We start from the raw sequence: 18,711 nt of genomic DNA, 5'->3' as shown, positions 1-18,711 counted from the left end.
GGCAGTCCTCTGTGGATGGTGCGCCAGGGGAAGTCCTGAGGCAGGTGCAGCGCGGTGGATGGGCGCTTGCGGAGTTGATGAGCGAGCTGTTGACGAGTGCGCTACCGGCTCTGCTGGGCCGGTATGGAGCCTAGTTGGGCGGCCAAGGAGGACGGTGCGAGGGAGGGGCGGTCGGTGCGAGGGCTGCCTCCGGTGCTGCATACCGCCTGGGCGAGGTGGTCGTTCATGGCGGTGTCGATGGGGCTAGGTATCGGCTGACCGGTGGCGTCGAGCTTCTGGTAGCGGGTGAGGTTGAAGCCGAGGGAGACCTGGCGGCGGCCGTCCGCGCTGTGGAGGGACCAGGTCATGGCGCCCAGCACCAGACCGTTGTGGCCCCAGAGCTCTCCGCAGGAGGGCGAGGCCATGCGGAGCAGACCGAGGCCGTACCGTGCGGTGGAGCCCTGGATCGGCACGGTCGTCTTCATCTGGCGCAACTCCGTCGGGGCGAGCAACTCGCCGCCCAGGAGGGCGCGGTAGAAGCGGTTGAGGTCGGGCATCGTCGAGACGAGGGAGCCGGCCGTCGAGGCCCAGGACATGTTGTAGACGCTGAAGTCACGCGGCGGATTGAAGCCTCCGTAGGCGGCCTCGTACATCTTCGCGTGCGGCCCGGAGATGGTGGGGGACTGGGGGAAGTAGGTGTGCCGCAGGCCGGCTTTGCGGATGACGTGCTCAGTGATGTAGGTCTCGGGGGATTGGCCGGTGACCTTCCGCAACAGGAGGCCGGCGAGGACGTAGTTGGTGTTGGAGTAGTGGTGGGCCTCGCCGGGCTTGCCCAAGGGCGGTGCCGCGATGCCGAGGCGGGCCAGCTCCTGTGGAGGGAACGTGTGGAAGCGGTTGCCCTCCAGACTGTCCGCGGTCGTGAAGATCTTCCCGGAGTAATCGCCAATACCGCTGGTGTGGTTGAGCAGCATCCGGACGGTGATGGCGCGGCCGCGCTCACCAGTTATGAGGTCGGGCAGATAGCGGTCGATGGGCGCGTCGAGATCGATGTGACCCTTGCCAACCTCCTGGAGCACGGCGACCGCGGTGAAGGTCTTGGTGATGCTGCCGATGCGGTGCTCCATCTGCGGAGTGGTGGGACGCCCGGCCTCGACGTCGGCGACGCCGGCCGCGCCGTGCCAGTCATCGGAGCCGTCCCGCACGGCCGAGTACGCGCCGTACATCCCGGCATCGTGGAAAGCCTGGAGGGATCTCTGCAGGGCGAGCCGGTCAAGTGTGGCGTGCGGGGCAGGACCCGGCGCCGTTGACGGAGTGGCCAGGGTGACCGCGTTGGTGGTCGGCGACGGGATGGGGGAGGTGACGGTGGAGGCGGAGGCGGCGGTGGGAACGGTCAGGAGGCAAAGCGCGGCGGTTGTCGCGGTAAGGACCAGACCGGGACGCCAGAGGGTGCTGCGGTCAATCGCCATGGAATCTCCTGGAGTTGGAAGTGAGAGGTGCTCAGAAACACGTGTGTGGAGTCGAGTTCAGCAGTGGGAGTTCATCGGCGTGGATCATCCATCGGTCTTCGTCGGCGCTTCGTTGTATTGATTCTCGCGGTGGGACAGGCACGAGACATCAACCTACGGGTCTACCTTGATCGGGAATTTCGACGGTAAGAGTCGGAGCGTGGTGTGACAGGCGGCAAGCCCATCGATTTTTGCTTGAATGATTGATGAGATGCCCCTGATGCGAGGCAGCGGCGGCGGTGAGGCGTGGCGGGCTGACTTGGGCGACGATGGAAGGGCCGGGGTCGCGGTGTCGTGCAGCAGTGGCGGGGCGGCAGGGCGAGCGCGGCGGCAGTACCCGCAGAGCAGTATCGGGAGGCCCCGATGGATTACCCGGAACGCTATGAGCTGGTATTTCAGGCCCCCGCGGTCGAGGACGACGTCGTGATCGTCCGGCGTACGGACCAGGCGGGAGCGGGCGGGTATCCGATCTACGAGGATGAATCGGGGATCGTGCGCGCGGAGATCAGTGATCGGGGTGAGGTCCGCATGCTGGCGAGTGGAGGACACCAGGCGCCCCGGACGCCCATGCTGGCGCGGGCGCTGAGCCTGTAGAGGATGCCGAGCCCATGGAGCTGGGGTGGCGGCCCCGCGTGCCGGCGAGCCGGCTCACGCCTCGCCGATGAGGCCGACGAGAAGCCGTCCGGACGGCACAAGGGCCATCCGGGCGTTACACGCTGCGCAGGTGCCGGCGACGGGGCGGCGGTGACTGGCGAGGCGGCTCGGTGTCCGCGTCCTGTGCGGACTGGGTTGCGGATGCTTCAGACCCAGACCCAGACCCAGACACAGACCCAGACCCGGGGTCAGGGACGGCCCGTAGGGCGGGGGCGGTGGTGGCCTCAGCATCGGTGGTGTCTCCACGCAGAACGGCGAGGGCGCGTTCGAGGGTTTCTCCGGTGATCTGTATCCGGATGCGCGCTAAGCGTTCCAACTCGGTATGAGACACCACGTCAGCGTACCCGTCTTCGCGTCAAGCCCGGGGCGGGCGGTCACGGGCCGGAACGGACCGAACGCTCTTACAGGACGGATGAGTTGGTGGAAGGTTCCGCACGGAGCGGGAAGGTTCATGGGCCGGCCAGCGCCCGGGTCAGCGCTGCCTCGACATGCAGGCGAGTCGTCGGGAAAACGGGTACCGGACTGTCCTGCGGGCGGATGAGGAGTTCGATCTCGGTGCAACCGAGGACGATGCCCTCGGCCCCGGCGGCGATCAGGTCGTCGATGACGGCGACGAAGGCGTCCCGGGACTCCTCCTTGACGATGCCCAGGCACAACTCCTCGTAGATCACGCGGTGGACGGTCTCGCGTCCGACGGCCTCGGGGACCAGCACCTCAAGGCCGTGGCCCGCCAGGCGGCCGCGGTAGAAGTCCTGCTCCATGGTGAACGCGGTGCCCAGCAGCCCGACGCGGCGAAGTCCCTTGCCGCGCACGGCCTCCGCGGTGGTGTCGGCGAGGTGCAGAACGGGCACGCCGACGGCAGACGACACCTGGTCGGCGACCTTGTGCATGGTGTTGGTGCAGATCAGCAGCAACTCGGCCCCCGCCGCCTCCAGGGCCTTGGCGGCCTCGGCCAGGACGACGCCGGCCTCGTCCCATCTCCCCTCGACCTGGAGGCGTTCGATCTCCGCGAAGTCCACTGAATAGAGCACGCACTTGGCCGAGTGCAACCCGCCCAACCGCTGCCGCGTCAGCTCGTTCAGCAGGCGGTAGTACTCGGCAGAGGACTCCCAACTCATGCCGCCGATCAGCCCGATGGTCTTCATGACAACACTGTCGCACACGGCAGTGACAGCGTCCGTGCCGACCGGTCGGAGGGCCGGTCGGCGGTGTGTTGTGCCGCGGCGCGACGCCGGCTCGTAGCCGGGCAGGTCATGCGTCCCAGAGGATCGGGAGGTGGTGCATACCGCGCATGAGGAGGCCGGGGCGCCAGGTCGGGGTGGCCGCGGTGGTGTCCAGGGCGAGGTCCGGGCAGCGGTCCAGGAGGGAGCGCAGAGCGATCCGGCCCTCCAGACGGGCCAACGGTGCGCCGAGGCAGAAGTGGATGCCGTGGCCGAAGGCGACGTGACCGCGCGGGTCGCGGGTGATGTCGAAGTCGTCGGCGCCGTCGAACCGTTCGGGATCCCGGGAGGCCGAGGCGAGCGAGACCAGAACGGGGGAGCCGGTGGGAATCACGGTGCCGCCGACCTCCACCGGCTCGGCCGCGAAACGCCAAGTGGCGGTCTCCACCGGGCCGTCGTAGCGCAGCATCTCCTCCACGGCGTTGTCCAACAAGCCACCGTCGGCCCGTAGGGCGGCCAGTTGGGCGGGGTGCTCCAGTAGGGCCCGGACTCCGTTGGAGATCAGACTGACCGTCGTCTCGTGGCCGGCGACGAGCAGCAGGAACGCCGTACCGATCAGCTCTGCGTGGGAGAGCCGGTCACCATCCTCGTCGCTGGTCTGGATCAGGGCGCTGAGCAACCCGTCCACGGGCTCGTGGCGTTGGCGCTCAATCAGGGCGGTGAGGTACTCGGACATCGCCAGGACGGCGCTCTGCACCGCTTCCTGACCGGTCGGCGAGACGATCTCCTGTGACCAGGCGCGGAAGGCGTCGCGGTCCATGGAGGGCACGCCCAGCAGCTCGCAGATGACGGTCATCGGCAGCGGGAAGGCCAGCGCCTCGATGAGGTCGGCGCGGCGGTCCGGCGCAGCCAGCATCGCGTCGAGGAGCTCGTCGGTGATGTGCTGCACACGGGGGCGGAGCGCCTCGACGCGGCGGGACGTGAACTCCTTCGCCACCAGCTTCCGCAGCCGGGTGTGATGCGGCGGGTCCGCGTCCAGCATGTTGGTGAACAGGGGAGCGTCGTCGCCGACCACGCGTTGCAGGTTGGCGCTGCTCCAGTCCTTGCCCAGGCGCGGATCGGCGAGCGCGGAGCGGACCGCCTCATGGCCGACGACCAGCCACGCTTCCTGGCCGTGCGGCGTGCGCACCCGGTGAAGGGGTCCCTGGGCGCGCAGCTTGGCGTAGTACGGATACGGGTCGGCGACGAAGTCCTCGCCGTAGGCGGCCAGATCGAGCAACGGGAGCGTCTCGGGAGGCTGCGCCGGGCCGGCGGACGGGGGTCGCGACGAGGCGGATATCTCGGGGGCCTCGGGGACTGGAGGGGTCCGAGGGGTCTGCGTGGCCTGCGGGGATTGCGGATTTTCCGGCATCTGCCGTCCCGCCTCTCTCGACTCGCGACATGTTTCGACGTTCCACAAGACTCGGCACAGCACCGCGCCATGGGGCCGGCTGCACACTGCTCACCGTACGCAGACCGGGCGCGCGCATCGTCGTTCCAGCGGAGGAGCCGCGGGGAGTGACGTCCTCCATCCGCAGTGCAGTGGGGTACTCGGGGTGGTGGACATCCCGTAGTCCCAGGGTGCCGGTCGCGGCCGCCGCGGGGCCGCCCGGCGGTGAGCGCGTCGATCACCTGGGACGGCCGAACCGGTCTCCTCGCGGCCCACGATCCGCCCGCCGCACCGCTACGTTCCGTGCGCAGCACGCACGCCCCGCGCACGCCCGGGCGGGCCTGCCCGCGGACCCCCGCCACCCGAGAATCCGCTGGCTGTCACCGCCCGCCCGATGCCATGCTGTGCGACGTGAACGGTCCCGAGATCGACCTCAGTTTCGCCCCTGAACTGCACCTCTTCGTCGGCGCGGAGCGCAGCGCCGGCCGCGCGCCCCTGGTGACCGACGGTGCCTCGACGCTGGGCCATGTCGTCGAGTCGCTGGGCGTCCCGCTCACCGAGGTCGGACGACTGGTCGTGGACGGCGTCGAGGCGCCCGTCTCCCATGTGCCGCAGCAGGGCGAACGCATCGAGGTCCACGCGGTCGAGCGGCCGCAACGCATCCCCGGCGCGCCACTGCGGTTCCTCCTCGACGTGCACCTCGGCACCCTGGCCCGCCGGCTGCGGCTGCTGGGCGTCGACGCGGCCTACACCAACGAGGACCCGGGCGACGCGGCGCTGGCCGCACTCTCCGCGAAGGAACGGCGGGTGCTGCTCTCCCGGGACCGCGGGTTGCTCCAGCGGCGCGAGCTCTGGGCCGGGGCCTACATCTACAGCGACCGCCCGGACGACCAACTCCGCGATGTGCTCGGCCGGTTCGCCCCAACGCTGGATCCCTGGACGCGCTGCACCGCCTGCAACGGCCGTCTGTCCGCCGCCGACAAGGACTCCGTCCAACAGCAACTCCAACACGGCACGCAGCGCACCTACGACGTCTTCGCGCAGTGCACCTCGTGCGGACGGGTCTACTGGCGCGGGGCCCATCACGCCCGCCTGGAGGCGATCGTCCAGGAGGCGCTGCGGGCCGGCACCGGCTGAACGGCGCGACGGCCCCCACCCGACACCGAGGCGACTCACCCGCTTCCCACACCCCCGTGTCGGCGAGCACCCCGCGGCTCCGGGCAGGATGCCTCACCGGGCTTCCTGCCCGGTCCGGTAGATCAGCGCTCGATCATCGTTGCCGTCGAACAGGGCTGCCAGGAAGGCGCGTTGGGAATTCCCCAGCCGGTCGCTCCGCTCGGCGTCGGCTGCCGGCAGTTGTTCCGGTGAGAGCCTCCGCCGACGTCGATGAGGACCGCGGGCGGCCCCGGACCTTCGATGGCCCTCCGCTGGTCACCGTCCCTCCGCCGCCACCCTGCTCGCCCGCCCCACCCCGGACTCTACGGACGCACCGAGCCAATTGACGTCACGTCATGGGAACGCGCCAGGCAGCCGGGAGCGACTGTCTGTTCTGCAAGTCATTGCCAGGCACTCAGCCCCTCGGTCGCCGACCGTTCCGATTCCCACGGTGCCGTGCCTGGGAAATGCCTTGGCGCAGGTTTGGTGGTGACCGTGTACCGGTTCCCGATGCCCCGTCAGCCTGCGGGCCCGCGCCATCGGGTCCGGCGCGTGCCGATGTCGCCCTCCTCGGGCCCCTTTAGCCGGTCCCTAGCCCACCTTGATGACGACACGCCGGAGCTGAGCGCCGTCCAACGGGTGAATACCTCGCCCCCGGCCACCCGAAGAGCCGATGTTGTCCCCCAAATGCGACGTTCTCCGGTGGTGCCGAGCCGGATTCGGACTGACGGTGATCACGTCGCTACTGCGATCCGATGTGCAGACGAAGTGTCAGCCTTCGCAGTCGCGCCGAAAGGAACATGTCTCCATGCGCACTGCCCGCACACTGTTCGCTTCCGCCGCCATCACGGCGGCACTCACCATCTCCGCCCCCGCTGCGAGTGCCATGGGCCTGGTCGAGGACTTCGCCTCGGGCAGCGCCACCTCCGTCAGCGGCAATGACCACGACAACGACCACGGCAGAGGCGGTCGTGACCACGGCCGCGGCGGCCGTGACCACGGTCGTGGTGACCGTGACAACGGTCGTGGCGGCCGTGACCACGGTCGTGGTGACCGTGACAACGGTCGCGGTGACCGTGACAACGGTCGCGGTGACCGTGACGACTATGGCCGTGGCGACCGCGACGACAACGGCCGCGGCGATCGCGACTACGGCGGTTGGGGCCACCACCGCCGGCCGCACGGCGGCGTGCACACCGGTGGCGGCGCCCTGGCCATGCACGTGATCGGCGACTGGGGCGACGAGCACGGTCGTGGCGACCGTGACCGTGACCACGGCCGTGGCCGTGGTGACCGCGACCGTGACCATGGCCGTGGTGACCGTGACGACTATGGCCGTGGTGACCGTGACGACAACGGCCGCGGCGACCGCGACCGCGGCGGCGACCGTGACCACGGTCGCGGCGGCCACGACCACTGGGGCCGCCGTCCGCACGGTGGCGTCCACACCGGTGGCGGCGGGATGGCGATGTCCGGCAGCGGTCTGGCCGCCGGCTCCGTCCTGATGCTCGGTGGTCTGGGCGCCGGTGCCTACATGCTGCGTCGCCGCAACACGTCGGGCACCGCGGCCTGATAGAAGGCTGCCCCTCCGGAGGTCGATGTGCAGTCGCGGCCACCGTCCTCGTGGGACGGTGGCCGCGGCGATTGCGGGTCCGCCGCCCGGCGCCGCGCGCCCCAAGACGACCCGAGTGCCGTGCGACGGCGCCGCGCATGTCCTCCCCGCATCTCGCTCCGCCCGTTTCACGAAAGGGCCCCTCATGACCGCCCAGCAGTCGCCCCAGCCGAATCCGAACCCCGACCCACCAGAGGAGACCGCCGCCCCCCGTACCACGGGACGCGGCCTGATCTGGGCCGCGGGAGCGTTTCTGCTGGGTTCCTTCCTCGTCTACAACTCCCTGGACGACTCGGCGGACGCCACACCGCAGTCCCGTCCCGCGGCCGCCTCCGCCCATCACCGGGCCGCCGCGCCCCACTCCGACCTGGCACTGTCCCGCTCGGCCCCGAAGCGGCTGACGATCCCGGAGCTCGGCGTGGACGCGCCCTTCACCAACCTCACCCTCGGCCCCACCGGGCAGCTCAACCCGCCCCCGGCCAATGACAAGAACCTCGTCGGCTGGTACCAGGACGGTGCTGCCCCGGGGGAGCGCGGCGCCGCGATCGTCGCCGGGCACGTGGACACCAAGACCGGCCCGGCGGTGTTCCTGCAACTGGAGATCCTCAAGCCCGGGGCCACCGTCGAGATCACCCGGGAAGACGGGATCGTCGCCACGTTCAAGATCGACTCCGTGGAGACCTTCAGCAAGGCGAACTTCCCCAACGACCGGGTCTACGCCGACACTCCGGACGCCCAGCTCCGCCTGATCACCTGCGGCGGCTCCTACGACCACAAGGCCAAGGACTACAGGGCCAACGTGGTGGCCTTCGCCCACCTCACCTCGTCGAAGCGCGCCTAGGACGACGCGCCGCCGGTCCGCGTACGGGCCGGTGGCCGGAGCCCGGGTCGGCCGACCGCCGGCCCGGGCTCCCGGCTGCCGGGCACCCCGGAAAGGACCACGCGGACCGCGGCGTTCGACATGCGGCCCGGCGGGGCTGCCCCGCCGCGGAACGCCCGGAGAAAGAATGCCGCATATGAGGCACGGAATTGAGCTCCCGGACGGAATGAAATGAGCGCCGAACGCGGAAAACCGACCGGCCGCCGTCCGCTCCGGAAGAAGTCCGGTGGCGGCAGTGCCGACACCGACCGCCTTTTGCGTATTCTGCTGCGTCGCCGCAAACGACCGCTGAGCGTCGCGGACGTAACGGTGACCGACCGGCCGGCGGTACGCCGGGCGGTTTCGGCGGCCGCGCTCGGCAATACGATGGAGTGGTTCGACTTCGGCGTCTACGCCTACTTGGCGGGCACCCTCGGAAAAGTGTTCTTCCCGGCCAGTTCGCCGGGCGCGCAGGTCGTCGCGTCGTTCGCGACCTTTGCCGCGGCATTCCTCGTAAGGCCGTTGGGTGGCATGGTGTTCGGGCCGCTCGGTGACCGCATCGGCCGCAAGCAGGTCTTGGCCGCCACCATGATCATGATGGCGATCAGCACCTTCGCCGTCGGATTCCTGCCCGGGTATCAGGCCATCGGCTTTGCCGCGCCGATTCTGCTGTTGATCTGCCGGTTGGTGCAGGGATTCTCGACCGGTGGTGAATACGCCGGAGCCACCACCTATATCGCCGAATACGCCCCCGACAAACGCCGCGGATTCCTCGGCAGTTGGCTCGACTTCGGCACGTTCGTCGGCTATTCGCTCGGCTCCGGCCTGGTCACCGTGCTCACCGCGGTGCTCGGTGAGCACGGACTGGTGTCCTGGGGCTGGCGACTGCCGTTCCTCGTCGCGGGACCGCTCGGACTGATCGGCCTCTACATGCGGCTGCGGCTGGAGGAGACCCCGGCCTTCCAGCGCGAGGCCGAACAGGCCCACCGGGAGGCCGAGGAGAACCGCGCCGCGGGCGGCGAGGACCCGGTCGAGGTCGCCCGCCAGTCCGGGCACGGCAGGCTGAAGGAGATCTTCACCCGGCACTGGCAGGCGGTGCTGATCTGCATGGGCCTGGTGCTGCTCTACAACGTCACCAACTACATGGTCACGTCCTACCTGCCGACCTTCATGACCGAGACCCTCGGCGAGGACCCGCTCACCGCCCAACTGCTGATCCTGGGCACCATGATCGTGGTGGTGCTCACCATCACCACCGTCGGCCGCACCTCCGACCGTTGGGGTCGCCGCCCCGTCTTCATGGCCGGGAGCATCGCCCTGATCGCGCTCGCCACCCCTGCGATCCTGCTCATCCGGGCCGGCGGCATCCTGCTGCCCGCCCTCGGCTGCCTGATCCTCGGCCTGCTCCTGGTCTGCTTCGCCGGCACCTCCGCCGCCACCCTCCCGGCGCTCTTCCCGACCCGGCTGCGCTACGGCGCGCTGTCCATCGCCTTCAACATCTCGGTGTCGCTGTTCGGCGGCACCACGCCGCTGTTCGCCTCCGGGCTGGTGCAGTTGACCGGGAGCCAGCTGGTTCCCGCGTACTACCTGATGGTCGCCGGTGTGGTCGGCTTCGTCTCGACGCTCTTCCTGCACGAGACGGCGGGCAAGCCGCTGCGGGGCTCCGGCCCGATGGTGGAGACCAAGGAGCAGGCCCGGAAGCTGGTCGCCCACAGTCGCACGGAGGCCGGGCGGCGGGCCCGCGACATCTGGATCCGGTTGCGGCATCCCTGGGCCAGACGCTGACCGTGCGGCCCCGCCGGCGGTGCTGATGAAGGCGGATGCCTGTGGGCCCCAACAGGCATGCGGTGGGGGAGAGTTGGGCGACTTGAGCGGAGTGTGGGGAGTGGGGCGCCGGCCGTCCGTCCGGATAGCGGTGCGGGGGTGACGCGACGCACTCGAACTCCGACGCGCTGTCGGTAACTGTCCGTATTTGACGGTCTATCATCGGCGCCATGTCCGCCCCAGAACTGATCCGCATCGTTTCCCGAGACTCGCCGATGGCCCTGGCTCAGGTGGAGCGCGTCCGCGCCGAACTGGCCGCGCTGTACCCCGGCATCACCACGGAGGTCGTCCCCGTCAAGACGACCGGAGACCGGTGGATGGGGGCGCTCTCCCAGGTGGAGGGCAAGGGGGCGTTCACCAAGGAGGTCGACGCCGCCCTCCTGGCCGGTGCGGCCGACCTCGCGGTGCACTGCGTCAAGGACATTCCCGGCGACCGTCCGCTGCCGGCCGGGACGACGTTCGCCGCCTTCCTCAAGCGGGACGACGTCCGCGACGCGCTGATCCACCCCGGCGGCCGTACCCTCGACGAGCTGCCCGCGGGCACCCGCATCGGCACGTCCTCGGTGCGCCGGATCGCCCAACTCGCCGCCTCGTACCCGCACTTGGAGTGCGTCCCGATGCGCGGCAACGCCAACCGCCGCATGGAGAAGCTGGCCGCCGGCGACGCCGACGCCCTGCTGCTGGCGGTCTCCGGCCTGGAGCGGATCGGCCGCACCGACGCGATCACCGAGATCCTGCCGGTGGACTTGATGTGCCCGCCGATCGGCGCGGGCGTGCTGGCCCTCCAGTGCCGCGAGGACGACGCGGAGACCATCGACGCGGTGAGCGGGCTCGGCGACCCGGCGACGTACCGGGAGACCACGGCGGAGCGGATGCTGCTGCACGTCCTCCAGGGGCACTGCAACAGCCCGATCGCCGGGTTCGCCACCACCGATCGGCGCGGTGAGCTCTCGCTGCGGGCCAGCGTCTTCACCCCGGACGGCAAGACCGTGCTGAACGCGCACGAGTGGGCCGGTCCGCTGACCCCTGAGACACTGGGGACGTCCGTTGCCGTGGCGCTGCTGCGCCAGGGCGCCCGCGAGTTGATCGACAGCATCGCGCACTGATCCCGTCAACCGCCCGCACACGAGCAGGGAGCCCGGTTCATGCGTCCTCGGATGCCCGCCGAATGGGCCGAGCACGAGCTGTGCCTGATGGCCTGGCCGAGCCGGGAATCCCTGTGGGGAGCGGCGTTCGGGGCCGCTCGGCGGGAGTACGCCGAGGTGGCCCGTGCGGTCTCCGCGTTCGAGCCGGTGCTGATGGTGGCCGCGCCGGGGCAGGGGGCTCGGGCCCGTGCGCAGTGCGGCCCGGGCATCGAGATCGTCGAACTGCCCCTGGACGACTCCTGGATGCGGGACGCGGGCCCGATCTTCGCGTTCGCCGAGGACGGGCGCCGGGTCGGCGTGGACTTCCGCTTCAATGCCTGGGGCGGCAAGCGCCGTCCCTGGGATGACGACGACCGGCTGGCCGCGCGGCTGTTGGACCGGTTGCACATCGACCGGGTGCACTCCGAGATGGTGCTGGAGGGCGGGGCGATCACCGTCGACGGCGAGGGCACGCTGATCACCACCGAGCAGTGTCTGCTGCATCCCAACCGCAACCCAGGCATGGGGCGGGTCGACATGGAGGCCGAGCTCGGCCGGCGACTGGGCATCGACAAGGTGATCTGGCTGCCGTACGGCGGGTTGGAGGACACCGAGACCGACGGTCACGTGGACGGGGTCTGCGCCTTCGTGGCGCCCGGGAAGGTCGTCGCCTTCGTGCCCGATGACGAGCGGCACCCCGATCACGCCCGGATGCGGGCCAACCGTGCGGTCCTGGCGGCGTCCACCGACGCCCGGGGCCGGGAGTTGGAGATCGTCGAACTGCCGCAGACCGCGTACGGCACGGTCGACGGCGAGGAGGTCGAGGTCGGGTACCTCAACTTCTACCTCGCCAATGGTGGGGCGGTGGTGCCGGTCGGCGGCGGCGACCGGGACGAGGAGGCGCTCGCGGTGCTCGCCGCCGCGCTGCCCGGCCGCCAAGTGGTGGGGGTGCCGGCCCCGACGCTCGCCTTCGGCGGCGGCGGGGTCCACTGCATCACCCAGCAGCTTCCCGGGGCGCCCCGCCCCGGTTAGCCGCGGGCCCGCTCAGGACTGCGGGCGCTTGCCGTGATTGGCCGCGTGGTTGCGGCGCGCCTTCTTCTTGCGGCGACGCTTCGACGACATGACTTCTCCCTTCCGGTCGGGGTCGGTCGAGTGTTGCCGGCATATGTACCACCTTGGCGGGACTTTTCCTTGAGGCAGCGGCGGGCCGTGTCGGAGGTCCCCGGTTGGCGCTCCCGGGCCCGGGCCGCGACAGGTCGTCCCTTGGTCAGCGGCACCGGCTTCCACCCGCTATGCTTGCTGGATACAAGCAATGTATCCAGTGGACCGGCTGGATCGCGCTTTCACGCATGCGCCCATTGAGTGCGAAGGATCACGACGATGAGCAACGGCACGGTCCATGCCTCCGACGGAGCGGGGGTCCCGGAGATCACCGCCGCGTCGAGTCTGGACGAGGTGGCCGCGGGACTGGGGACCGAGATGGTCCGCTTCACCCGCCTGATCGCGGCCTGGAAGCAACGGGTCAAGCACGACGCCGGCGCCGCCGACCGGGTGCTGCTGGCCAGGCTGGTGTGCGGCGGCGACCAACGGGCGACCGACCTCGCCGCCGATGCCTTCCTGGACCTGTCCACCGTCAGCAGGCAGGTGCGCTCGCTGGTCGAGCGCGGTCTGGTCGCCCGTCGACCGGACCCGGAGGACCGGCGCGGTTCGCTGCTGACCGCCACCGAGGCGGGCCGGGCCCGCTTCGAGGACTACCGGCGCCAACGGGACGCCGAGTTGGCCGGGATCCTCGAAGCCTGGTCGCCGCAGGACCGGGCCGACCTGATCCGGCTGATGAGCCGGCTCAACCACGACCTGGCAGAACGTCAACACTCACGACCGTGCTCAGGGGGAGACCAGGGCACCGCCGTGGAGCAGGGAGAGATACGTAGATGAGCACAGCCACCTCTCCGCCGGGGGCGCAAGCCAAGGCGATACCGGGGGCGGGGGCGCTCAGCCACCGCCAGATCCTCACCATCCTCAGCGGTCTGATGCTGGGGATGTTCCTTGCCGCGCTCGACCAGACCATCGTCAGCACGTCCATCAGGACCATCGCCGACGACCTGCACGGCCTGAGCCAGCAAGCCTGGGCGACCACCGCCTACCTGATCACCTCGACGATCGCCACCCCGCTGTACGGCAAGCTGTCCGACCTGCACGGTCGCAAGCCGTACTACCTGACGGCGATCAGCATCTTCGTCATCGGCTCGGTGCTCTGCACCTTCTCCACCTCGATGACCGAACTCGCCGCGTTCCGCGCCATCCAGGGCCTCGGTGCCGGTGGCCTGATGTCGCTGGCACTGGCGATCATCGGTGACATCGTCCCGCCCCGGGAGCGTGCCCGGTACCAGGGCTACATGCTCGGTACGTTCGCCACCTCCAGCGTCGCCGGTCCGCTGATCGGCGGTGCGCTGGCCGGCCAGGCCCACCTGCTCGGCATCACCGGCTGGCGCTGGGTCTTCCTGGTCAACGTGCCGATCGGCATCATCGCGCTGTTCGTCGTGGCCAAGGTCCTCAACATCCCGCACACCCGGCGCAACCACCGCATCGACTGGTGGGGCGCGCTGACCATCAGCATGGGTGTCGTCCCGCTGCTGCTCGTCGCCGAGCAGGGTCGGGAGTGGGGCTGGACCTCGTCCAACTCCGTTGCCTGTTACGTCATCGGCGTCGTCGGCATCATCGCCTGGATCTTCGTCGAGCGGCGGATGGGCGACGACGCGCTGATCCCGATGCGGCTGTTCCGCAACGGCACCTTCAGCAAGACCAGCCTGCTGTCCGTGCTGATCGGTATGGGCATGTTCGGCGGGATGCTGATGATCCCGCAGTACCTCCAGATCGTGAAGGGCGCCAGCCCCACCAAGTCCGGCCTGGAAATGCTGCCGTTGATGGCGGGCATGATGATCGCCTCGATCGTCTCCGGCCAGATCACCTCCAAGACCGGCCGCTACAAGATCTTCCCGATCATCGGCACCGCGCTGATGGTCGCCGCGATGCTGCTCTTCCACTTCCGCGTCCAGTGGGACACCCCGCTGTGGGAAACCATGGTCTACATGCTGGTCTTCGGCCTCGGCCTGGGCGGCTGCATGCAGACCCTGGTGCTCGCCGTGCAGAACGCGGTGCCGCCGAAGGACATGGGCGTGGCGACCGCCTCGTCGACCTTCTTCCGGCAGATGGGCGCCACCGCCGGTACCGCGATCTTCCTGTCGGTGCTGTTCAGCACCGTCGGCGACAAGATCGGCGACGCGTTCAAGAAGGCCGCCTCCACCCTGCGCTTCCAGGAGGCACTCAAGGACCCCGCGGTGCTGCAGGACCCGGCCAACAAGCCGGTGCTCGACATGCTCAAGCACCCCACCAACGGCGGCTCCTCGGGCGTGCTGAGCGACTCCTCGTTCATCCAGCACCTCGACCCGCGACTGGCCGAGCCGTTCAAGCGCGGCTTCGCCGACTCGATGCACACCGTCTTCCTGATGGGCGCGATCGTCGTTGCGGTCGCCTTCGTGCTGATGTGGTTCATCAAGGAGGCGCCGCTGCGGCAGATCTCCGGCCTCCAGGCGCGGGCCCAGGCGGAGGCCGAGGCGAACGGCGAGGTCCCGCCGGCAGCGGAAGCGGCCGCGCCCGCCCCCAAGGAGGCGGCCCCGGCCGCCGCGGCCGTCGAGAGCGTCCCGGACCCCGGGCCGACGGCGTCCGGACCGGCGATCCACGGCACGGTGCGCGACAGCGACGGACGACCGGTGCCGCAGGCCGCGGTCACCCTGATCAGCGTCGGCGGCCGCCAGCTCGGCCGCGCGACAACCGACGCCGACGGCGGCTACGCGCTACCGACGACCGGCCCCGGCACCTACGTCCTGATCGGCTCCGCCGGCGCCCGCAAGCCGCAGGCGCTGACGGTCGTGGTGGGCGCCGAACCGGCCGCCTTCGACCTCACGCTGAGCGGCGCGGCCGGACTCTCCGGCGAGGTCCGCGAGGAGAAGAACGACGACCCGGTACCCGGTGCGTTGGTCGTGGCCACCGACGTGCGCGGCGAGGTCGTGGCCTCCGGCGTGGTCGGCCAGGACGGCGGCTTCGTGTTCAACGAGCTGACGCCCGGCAGCTACACGCTGGCCGTCAGCGCGGAGCGGCACCGCCCGTCGGCCCTCCAGGTGGAGGTCGCCGCCGGCAACCGCAACTGGTACGAGATCCGGCTGACGTTGGGCGCCCAGGTGCGCGGCACCGTCCGCACCGCACAGGGCGGCGCGGTCAACGACGCCCGGGTGACCCTGCTGGACCCCACGGGCAACGTCGTGGGCAGCGCCACGAGCGGTCACGACGGTGAGTACGTCTTCACCGACCTCGACAGCGGCGAGTACACGCTGATCGCCAGCGGCTACCCGCCGGCCGCCGCCCCGCTGCGGCTGGACGCCTCCGGGCAGACCGAGTGCGACATCGAGCTCAGCCACGACACGGTGAACTGACACCCACCGCGAACGGCACGAGCCAGGGCCCGGCGACTTCGGTCGCCGGGCCCTTCGCCGTACCGGGAACTCCCCGGCGCTACGCCTGCGGCCGGATCAGCTCGCCGTCCGCGTCATCGGCACCGGAGGCTGCGGCCTCCTCGTGTCGGGAGGTGAACGGGCACGACCACGCCCGCTCCGTGTACCGGCCCGAGAAGTGCCGGGCGGGTTGCTCGTACTCGTACGTCACGAAACTCGGGTTCACGGAACCGTTGTTGCGCACCTCGCGCCGCCGGATCGCGTCCTGCATCGAGTAGAACTTCTCGCCGAGCAGGACGAACTGCGTCAGGGAGTTGAACGCGACGGCCGGCACCGGGAAGCGGCGACTGACGCGGGAGGCGTCGGGGTGCATCCCGACCAGGAAGAACGACATCCCGCCCACATGGAATCCGAACTCGGGCCGGGTGGGGTCGGAGGTGTAGCCGGTCTCGGTGCCGTGGTCGCGGCTGTCGAGGTCGTGGATGTACTGGAGGTGCCGCCACAGCGCCTGCTCGTAGCCGAGTTCGTCGAGGTCGCCGGGGCCGTCGAAGGTCGCCACGAAGGTGCGGAAGCTCTGGGACGACAGTCGCGGCCGGATCTCGGCGGCGTACGCCAGCACATCGCGGTGGTTCTGCTCGGCGGACCGCGGGTCGCCCAGCTCCCCGTAGTGGCGGTGGGTGAGGGTGTCGCGTTTGAGGGCGGCCCGCGCGCCCAGGCAACTGAACTCACGGCTCTGTATGAAGTGTTCGAGGGCAGCGCGGTGCGCCGCGGTATGGGATTCGGTCATGGTGGGCCTTGTGGGGTGTGTGGGACGGAAGAAGTGCTAAGGGGTAATCCGGGAAGATCGCGACTGTCGCGATCGACAGTGCGGTGCACCGATCACCACGACAAGGACCTAACCGGACAAAATCTCCCCACGACGGGCTTCATGAGGCGCCGCTCCCTGGGGCGCAGAGACGCCCCCCGCCTGGACCGTGACGCGCTGCGGCCCCGTCCGCCCCCGCCTAGGCTGCCGAACATGAACGAGCGTAGCGAGCGCAGCCCGGGCGGCCGCACGCCCGGCACGGGCACCGGAAGCGGGATCCCGACATGAACACACAGTTCGACGTGGTGGTCCTGGGCGCCGGCCCCGGAGGGTACGTCGCCGCCATCCGAGCCGCCCAGCTCGGCCTGCGCACCGCGATCGTCGAGGCCAAGTACTGGGGCGGCGTCTGCCTCAACATCGGCTGTGTGCCGTCGAAGGCGCTGCTCCGCAACGCCGAGATCGCCCACATCGTCGGCCGCGAGGCGAAGACCTTCGGCATGCGGATCGACGGGCAGGTCACCTTCGACTACCGGGAGGCGTTCCTGCGCAGCCGCCGGGTGGCCGAGGGCCGCGCCAAGGGCGTGCACTTCCTGATGAAGAAGAACAAGATCGAGCAGTTCGAGGGCGTCGGCTCCTTCATCGATCCGCACACCCTCCACGTCACGCTGGGCGACGGCCGGACCGAGACCCTCACCTTCGGCCACGCGATCATCGCCACCGGCTCGGTCACCCGCCTGTTGCCCGGCACGGCGCTGAGCCACCGGGTGGTGACGTACGAGGAACAGATCCTCTCCGACGAACTGCCGGGCAGCATCGTGATCGCCGGGGCGGGCGCCATCGGCGTCGAGTTCGCCTACGTCCTCCACAACTACGGCGTCGAGGTCACCCTGGTGGAGTTCCTCGACCGCGTCGTGCCGCTGGAGGACGAGGAGGTGTCCGCCGAACTCGCCCGCCGCTACCGCAAGTTGGGTATCAACGTGCTGCCCTCCACCCGGGTCGAGGGCATCGACGACTCCGGGGAGAAGGTGCGCGTCACGGTCACCACCGGCGGCCAGCGCCAGACCCTGGAGGCCGACCAGGTCCTCCAGGCCATCGGCTTCCAACCACGCACCACCGGCTACGGGTTGGAGAACACCGGCGTCCGGCTGACCGGGCGCGGCGCCATCGACATCGACGGCCGCTGCCGGACGAACGTGCCGCACATCTTCGCCATCGGCGACGTCACCGCCAAGCTGATGCTGGCGCACGCCGCCGAGGCGATGGGCGTCGTCGCCGCCGAAACCATCGGCGGCAGCGAGACGATGGAGCTGGACTACCTGATGATCCCGCGGGTGACGTTCTGTCAGCCGCAGATCGCCAGCTTCGGCTGGACCGAGGCCCAGGCCCGCGAGCAGGGCTTCGACGTACGGGTGGCCAAGTTCCCGTTCACCGCCAATGCCAAGGCCCACGGCCTCGGGGACACCGCCGGCTTCGTCAAGCTCATCAGCGACGCACGCTACGGGGAGATCATCGGCGCCCACCTCATCGGTCCCGAAGTCACCGAACTCCTCCCGGAGTTGACGCTGGCACAGAAGTGGGACCTGACGGTCCATGAGGTGGCCCGCAACGTGCACGGCCACCCCACCCTCGGCGAGGCCATCCAGGAAGCGGTGCACGGTCTCGCGGGGCACATGATCAACATGTGACCGGGGTGCGCCGCCGATAAGCGCTCTGACCAGCGAAGAGCTGGCGGGGAAGGAGCGCAGACGCGGCTCGGTCGAACCAGACACGCAGGAGGGCCTCGGTTTCGATGAGTTGGTTCGCGGATGTCCGGGCGGGGAGTCTTCCACTTGGCAAGGGCGTCGGCTCGGTCGGGCCGAAGAACAATGCCCCGTTACGAACTGCCTAGTTCAGCCCGGCGATGAACTCGCTCAGCAGGCGGTTCGCCGAGCCGGACGTGAACAGGCGCGCAAGCTCCGCCCGGGCGACCTGCTGGCGGAAGAAACCCTGGTACGAGGCGTCACCGGCGTTGCAACGGATTTGCCAGCCCACTCTCCGGAAGACTGACGAAAAGGATCGGCAGTCGGGCGGAGTCCATGGATTCCCTTTCAGCGAAGA

The 18,711-nt window shown here is 69.9% G+C and carries 15 protein-coding genes; 9 read left to right on the top strand and 6 right to left on the bottom strand.

Annotation, left to right across the window (positions count from 1 at the left end; translation table 11 throughout):
• Positions 1-101: 101 nt before the first annotated feature.
• Positions 102-1,445, bottom strand: coding sequence for a serine hydrolase domain-containing protein (locus PV796_RS00735; RefSeq protein WP_274910761.1), 1,344 nt, complete (start codon positions 1,443-1,445; stop codon positions 102-104).
• A 402-nt stretch (positions 1,446-1,847) separates the two neighbouring features.
• Between PV796_RS00735 and PV796_RS00730 the strand changes: the two genes are divergently transcribed.
• The gene (locus tag PV796_RS00730) at positions 1,848-2,078 is read left to right on the top strand and encodes a DUF6296 family protein (RefSeq protein ID WP_274910760.1); all 231 of its coding nucleotides are present in this window, start codon (positions 1,848-1,850) and stop codon (positions 2,076-2,078) included.
• Between the two features lie 509 nt (positions 2,079-2,587).
• On the opposite strand, the gene PV796_RS00725 is transcribed toward PV796_RS00730, so the two are convergent.
• Positions 2,588-3,283 carry an aspartate/glutamate racemase family protein gene (locus PV796_RS00725; RefSeq protein ID WP_274910759.1) on the bottom strand — a complete coding sequence of 232 codons (696 nt, stop codon included), beginning with the start codon at positions 3,281-3,283 and terminating at the stop codon, positions 2,588-2,590.
• Between the two features lie 106 nt (positions 3,284-3,389).
• The gene (locus PV796_RS00720; protein ID WP_274910758.1) at positions 3,390-4,577 is read right to left on the bottom strand and encodes a cytochrome P450 family protein; all 1,188 of its coding nucleotides are present in this window, start codon (positions 4,575-4,577) and stop codon (positions 3,390-3,392) included.
• 561 nt (positions 4,578-5,138) lie between these two features.
• Between PV796_RS00720 and PV796_RS00715 the strand changes: the two genes are divergently transcribed.
• Positions 5,139-5,864, top strand: a complete 726-nt coding sequence (locus tag PV796_RS00715; protein ID WP_274910757.1) for a Mut7-C RNAse domain-containing protein — start codon at positions 5,139-5,141, stop codon at positions 5,862-5,864.
• A 760-nt stretch (positions 5,865-6,624) separates the two neighbouring features.
• Here PV796_RS00715 and PV796_RS00710 read toward each other — a convergent pair.
• Positions 6,625-7,329 carry a hypothetical protein gene (locus tag PV796_RS00710; RefSeq protein WP_274910756.1) on the bottom strand — a complete coding sequence of 235 codons (705 nt, stop codon included), beginning with the start codon at positions 7,327-7,329 and terminating at the stop codon, positions 6,625-6,627.
• A gap of 310 nt (positions 7,330-7,639) precedes the next feature.
• On the opposite strand from PV796_RS00710, the gene PV796_RS00705 reads away from it, so the two are divergent.
• From PV796_RS00705 to PV796_RS00680, 6 genes are all read left to right on the top strand, one after another.
• Positions 7,640-8,335, top strand: coding sequence for a class F sortase (locus PV796_RS00705; protein WP_274910754.1), 696 nt, complete (start codon positions 7,640-7,642; stop codon positions 8,333-8,335).
• A gap of 210 nt (positions 8,336-8,545) precedes the next feature.
• On the top strand, positions 8,546-10,138 hold the full coding sequence (gene proP / locus PV796_RS00700; RefSeq protein WP_274910753.1) for a glycine betaine/L-proline transporter ProP: 1,593 nt from the start codon (positions 8,546-8,548) through the stop codon (positions 10,136-10,138).
• Positions 10,139-10,347: 209 nt separating this feature from the next.
• Positions 10,348-11,283: a hydroxymethylbilane synthase gene (gene hemC, locus PV796_RS00695; RefSeq protein ID WP_274910751.1), complete on the top strand. Its 936-nt coding sequence runs from the start codon at positions 10,348-10,350 to the stop codon at positions 11,281-11,283.
• A 39-nt stretch (positions 11,284-11,322) separates the two neighbouring features.
• A complete protein-coding gene (locus PV796_RS00690) occupies positions 11,323-12,333 on the top strand; it encodes an agmatine deiminase family protein (RefSeq protein WP_274910750.1) in 1,011 nt (336 codons plus the stop codon).
• A gap of 348 nt (positions 12,334-12,681) precedes the next feature.
• Positions 12,682-13,236, top strand: a complete 555-nt coding sequence (locus tag PV796_RS00685; RefSeq protein WP_274910749.1) for a MarR family winged helix-turn-helix transcriptional regulator — start codon at positions 12,682-12,684, stop codon at positions 13,234-13,236.
• Complete coding sequence (locus tag PV796_RS00680; protein WP_274910748.1) at positions 13,233-15,791, top strand: MFS transporter; 2,559 nt, start codon at positions 13,233-13,235, stop codon at positions 15,789-15,791. The genes PV796_RS00685 and PV796_RS00680 overlap by 4 nt, the downstream gene beginning before the upstream one ends.
• 79 nt (positions 15,792-15,870) lie before the next feature.
• On the opposite strand, the gene gntA is transcribed toward PV796_RS00680, so the two are convergent.
• On the bottom strand, positions 15,871-16,596 hold the full coding sequence (gene gntA / locus PV796_RS00675; protein WP_274910747.1) for a guanitoxin biosynthesis heme-dependent pre-guanitoxin N-hydroxylase GntA: 726 nt from the start codon (positions 16,594-16,596) through the stop codon (positions 15,871-15,873).
• Positions 16,597-16,898: 302 nt separating this feature from the next.
• Between gntA and lpdA the strand changes: the two genes are divergently transcribed.
• On the top strand, positions 16,899-18,299 hold the full coding sequence (gene lpdA, locus PV796_RS00670; protein WP_274910746.1) for a dihydrolipoyl dehydrogenase: 1,401 nt from the start codon (positions 16,899-16,901) through the stop codon (positions 18,297-18,299).
• A 199-nt stretch (positions 18,300-18,498) separates the two neighbouring features.
• Here the strand turns inward: lpdA and PV796_RS00665 are convergent, their stop codons facing one another.
• Entirely contained in the window at positions 18,499-18,645 is a 147-nt protein-coding gene (locus tag PV796_RS00665) for a hydroxybenzoate 3-monooxygenase (protein WP_274910745.1), read from the bottom strand.
• Between the last annotated feature and the right edge of the window lie 66 nt (positions 18,646-18,711).

Origin of the sequence: Streptomyces sp. WZ-12 (assembly GCF_028898845.1) — a bacterium.
Classification (GTDB): Bacteria; Actinomycetota; Actinomycetes; order Streptomycetales; family Streptomycetaceae; genus Streptomyces.
This window is presented reverse-complemented; position numbering and strand designations above follow the sequence as displayed.

Excerpts from the sequence above, each read along its gene's own strand:
- PV796_RS00735 (WP_274910761.1), bottom strand. The coding sequence starts at position 1,445 with ATGGCGATTGACCGCAGCACCCTCTGGCGTCCCGGTCTGGTCCTTACC.
- PV796_RS00730 (WP_274910760.1), top strand. The coding sequence starts at position 1,848 with ATGGATTACCCGGAACGCTATGAGCTGGTATTTCAGGCCCCCGCGGTC.
- PV796_RS00725 (WP_274910759.1), bottom strand. The coding sequence starts at position 3,283 with ATGAAGACCATCGGGCTGATCGGCGGCATGAGTTGGGAGTCCTCTGCC.
- PV796_RS00705 (WP_274910754.1), top strand. The coding sequence starts at position 7,640 with ATGACCGCCCAGCAGTCGCCCCAGCCGAATCCGAACCCCGACCCACCA.
- proP (WP_274910753.1), top strand. The coding sequence starts at position 8,546 with ATGAGCGCCGAACGCGGAAAACCGACCGGCCGCCGTCCGCTCCGGAAG.
- hemC (WP_274910751.1), top strand. The coding sequence starts at position 10,348 with ATGTCCGCCCCAGAACTGATCCGCATCGTTTCCCGAGACTCGCCGATG.
- PV796_RS00690 (WP_274910750.1), top strand. The coding sequence starts at position 11,323 with ATGCGTCCTCGGATGCCCGCCGAATGGGCCGAGCACGAGCTGTGCCTG.
- PV796_RS00685 (WP_274910749.1), top strand. The coding sequence starts at position 12,682 with ATGAGCAACGGCACGGTCCATGCCTCCGACGGAGCGGGGGTCCCGGAG.
- PV796_RS00680 (WP_274910748.1), top strand. The coding sequence starts at position 13,233 with ATGAGCACAGCCACCTCTCCGCCGGGGGCGCAAGCCAAGGCGATACCG.
- gntA (WP_274910747.1), bottom strand. The coding sequence starts at position 16,596 with ATGACCGAATCCCATACCGCGGCGCACCGCGCTGCCCTCGAACACTTC.
- lpdA (WP_274910746.1), top strand. The coding sequence starts at position 16,899 with ATGAACACACAGTTCGACGTGGTGGTCCTGGGCGCCGGCCCCGGAGGG.